This is a genomic window from Pseudomonas sp. RGM2987 (genome assembly GCF_022952855.1).
In the GTDB taxonomy this organism is placed as follows: domain Bacteria; phylum Pseudomonadota; class Gammaproteobacteria; order Pseudomonadales; family Pseudomonadaceae; genus Aquipseudomonas.
This window is the reverse complement of the sequence record NZ_JALJDX010000052.1, coordinates 1-3,905: the sequence shown is the minus strand read 5'-3', so window position 1 is coordinate 3,905 and position 3,905 is coordinate 1. Positions and strand designations below refer to the sequence as shown.

At 61.1% G+C, this 3,905-nt stretch carries 2 protein-coding genes; both read left to right on the top strand.

Features of this window, described 5'->3' with window-relative positions; genetic code table 11:
• Positions 1-298: 298 nt before the first annotated feature.
• Complete coding sequence (locus RGM2987_RS00385; RefSeq protein ID WP_245138138.1) at positions 299-1,351, top strand: YCF48-related protein; 1,053 nt, start codon at positions 299-301, stop codon at positions 1,349-1,351.
• Between the two features lie 43 nt (positions 1,352-1,394).
• Positions 1,395-3,770, top strand: coding sequence for an RND family transporter (locus RGM2987_RS00380; RefSeq protein ID WP_245138137.1), 2,376 nt, complete (start codon positions 1,395-1,397; stop codon positions 3,768-3,770).
• Positions 3,771-3,905 lie beyond the last annotated feature (135 nt).

Here is a 3,905-nt window from a genome sequence, read left to right as displayed (position 1 = left end):
CAGCAGGCCCCTGCATTTCTCCAGGCAGACTCCATTGCCTGGTTTTACGACTGCTGCGCAGCCGAGCGGGAGCAAGCTCCCTCGCCACATTCATCACCCTCACGAATGTCTTCTCATTCGTCCCTGACTTATATCCCCCATGGTTAACAAAAGATAACGTGGCGTCGATTGTCAGACCTTTCGAAAGCCCGATAGGATAGGCCAGCTTCCGAAGGGGCTCTAGATTGCAGGTTTCAGGACTATGCTCCAGAACTGGCAACGTACGAAGCCTGACAATAATAAATGGGGGAAAAGGTCTATGAGTGAGCCTGTCATGGCTGTGGGCCGCTGCCGCCCGCCGGTGCTGCGCAGAGTGGCGTTGCTGGCTTCGGCGCTCTCGCTGCTGGGCTCTGCCGTGTTGTCGGCGCCGGTGCTGGCTGTTGCGGCGTCGACGTCCGATGTCATTTATTCCGTCGAATCGGCCAAGGCCAGCAAGACCCTGATGCTCGATGTGGTCCACGCCGGCCAGCGCCTGGTGGCGGTTGGCGACCGGGGGCACGTTGTGTATTCGGACGACCAGGGCCGCTCCTGGACCCAGGCCAAGGTGCCGACCCGGCAACTGCTCACCGCCGTGTTCTTTGTCGATGACAAACGCGGTTGGGCCGTGGGCCACGACTCCCAGATCCTCGCCAGTGAAGACGGTGGCAGCACCTGGACCAAGCAATTCGAAGACCTTACCCGTGAAGCGCCGTTGCTGGATGTCTGGTTCAAGGACGCCAACAATGGCTTCGCCGTGGGTGCCTACGGCGCACTGTTGGAAACCACCGACGGCGGCAAGCACTGGGAAGACGCCAGCGATCGCCTCGATAACGAAGACCAGTTCCACCTCAACGCGATCACCGCAGTGAAGGACGCCGGCCTGTTCATTGTCGGCGAGTCCGGCAGCATGTTTCGCTCGGCCGATTGGGGCCAGACCTGGGAAAAACTCGAAGGCCCGTACGAAGGTTCGTTGTTCGGCGTCATTGGCACCGCCCAGCCTTCGACGCTGCTGGCCTACGGTTTGCGCGGCAATCTCTACCGCTCGAGCGACTTCGGCAGCACCTGGGAGCAGGTCGAGCTCAAGGCCGCCCGGGGCGCCTTGGAGTTCGGCCTGGCCGGGGCCACGCTGCTGGCGGACGGCTCCATCGTGATCGTCGGCAATGGCGGCAGCGTGGTACGCAGCACTGACGATGGCGTGACCTTCAGCGTGTTCAACCGCCCGGACCGGATTTCCGTGGCAGCGGTCACGGCGGCGGGCAACGGCAACCTGATCCTGGCCGGACAAGGCGGCGTGCGCGCCACCACGGCCACCGGTGCTGAACTGAGCAAATGAGTCGAGCCTGCACGACGGGCACAATAACAAGAAGGCGGACCCCATGAGCAGTCATCACCAAGACAAGGCGACGTTTCTCGAACGCCTGATTTTCAATAACCGCCCGGCAGTGATCGTCATTTGCCTGCTGGTCAGTGTTTTCCTGTTCTGGCAGGCGACGCTGATCCGGCCGTCCACCAGTTTCGAAAAAATGATCCCGCTCAAGCATCCTTTCATCGAGAAGATGCTCGAGCACCGCAATGACCTGGCGAACCTGGGCAACACCGTGCGGATCTCGGTGGAAGCCACCGATGGCGACATTTTCTCCAAGGAATACATGGAGACCCTGCGCCAGATCCACGACGAGGTGTTCTACATTTCCGGCGTTGATCGTTCGGGCCTCAAGTCGCTGTGGAGCCCGAGCGTGCGCTGGACCGAGGTGACTGAAGAGGGCTTCGCCGGCGGTGAAGTGATCCCCCAGAGCTACAACGGCTCGGCCGACAGCCTCGACCTGCTGCGCAACAACGTGCTCAAGTCCGGCCAGGTCGGGCGCCTGGTGGCCAACGATTTCAAGTCGAGCATCATCGACATCCCGCTACTGGAGTCCTACCCGGACCCGCAGGACCAGGGCAAATTGCTCGCCCTCGATTACCGCAAGTTTTCCCACGAGCTTGAAGACAAGATCCGCAACAAGTTCGAAGCCCAGAACCCGAACGTGCAGATTCATATCGTCGGCTTCGCCAAGAAGGTCGGCGACCTGATCGACGGCCTGGTCATGGTGGTGATGTTCTTCGGCGTGGCCTTCGTCATCACGCTGATCCTGCTGTACTGGTTCACCAACTGCATGCGCAGCACCATCGCGGTATTGAGCACCACTCTGGTGGCAGTGATCTGGCAGCTGGGGTTGATGCACGCCGCCGGTTTCGGCCTGGATCCGTACTCGATGCTGGTGCCGTTCCTGATCTTCGCCATCGGCATTTCCCACGGTGTGCAGAAGATCAACGGTATCGCCTTGCAGTCCAGCGAGGCCGACAACGCGCTGACCGCCGCGCGGCGTACGTTCCGCCAGCTGTTCCTGCCGGGGATGATCGCGATCCTGGCGGACGCTGTCGGTTTCATCACCCTGCTGATCATCGATATCGGCGTGATCCGCGAACTGGCCATTGGCGCGTCCATCGGTGTGGCGGTGATCGTGTTCACCAACCTGATCCTGTTGCCGGTGGCGATTTCCTACGTCGGCATCAGCAAACGTGCGGTCGAGCGCAGCAAGAAAGACGCGAATCGCGAGCATCCGTTCTGGCGCAGGCTGTCGAACTTCGCCAGTGCCAAGGTGGCGCCGGTGTCCATTGCCCTGGCAGTGATCGCCTTCGGTGGTGGCCTGTGGTACAGCCAGAACCTGAAGATCGGCGACCTGGACCAGGGCGCGCCGGAACTGCGTCCGGACTCGCGCTACAACCAGGACAACAATTTCATCATCAGCAATTACTCCACCAGTTCCGATGTGCTGGTGGTGATGGTCAAGACCAAGGCCGAAGGTTGCTCGCGCTACGAAGCCATGGCGCCCATCGATGAATTGATGTGGAAGATGCAGAACACCGAGGGCGTGCAGTCGGCGATTTCCCTGGTGACCGTGTCCAAGCAAATGATCAAGGGCATGAACGAGGGCAACCTGAAATGGGAAACCCTGTCGCGCAACCCCGACGTGTTGAACAACTCCATCGCCCGGGCTGATGGCCTGTACAACAACAGCTGCTCCCTCGCACCGGTGCTGGTGTTCCTCAACGACCACAAGGCCGAGACCCTGGACCGTGCGGTGACCGCGGTGCAGGAGTTTGCCAAGGAAAACAACCGCGATGGCCTGGAGTTCATCCTCGCTGCCGGTAACGCCGGCATCGAAGCGGCCACCAACGAAGTGATCAAGCAGTCGGAACTGACCATCCTGATCCTGGTGTACATCTGCGTGGCGACCATGTGCATGATCACCTTCCGCTCCTGGGCGGCGACCTTGTGCATCGTCCTGCCGCTGGTACTGACCTCGGTGCTGGGCAACGCCCTGATGGCCTTCATGGGCATCGGCGTCAAGGTCGCGACCCTGCCGGTGGTGGCGCTGGGCGTAGGGATTGGCGTGGACTACGGTATCTACATCTACAGCCGCCTGGAGAGTTTCCTACGGGCTGGACTACCGCTGCAAGAGGCGTACTACCAGACGCTCAAATCCACCGGCAAGGCCGTGCTGTTCACCGGCCTGTGCCTGGCCATCGGCGTGTGCACCTGGATTTTCTCGGCCATCAAGTTCCAGGCCGACATGGGCCTGATGCTGACGTTCATGCTGCTGTGGAACATGTTCGGCGCGCTGTGGCTGCTGCCGGCACTGGCGCGGTTCCTGATCAAGCCGGAGAAACTGGCGGGGCAGAAGGGTAATTCGTTGTTTGCCCATTGATGAATTGAGCCCAGAGAACAACCCTGTGGCGAGGGAGCTTGCTCCCGCTGGGCTGCGCAGCAGCCCCAGAACGGCAACTCGGCTCATCAGGCACACCGGACGGCCTGATATAGGGGCTGCTGCGCAACCCAGCGG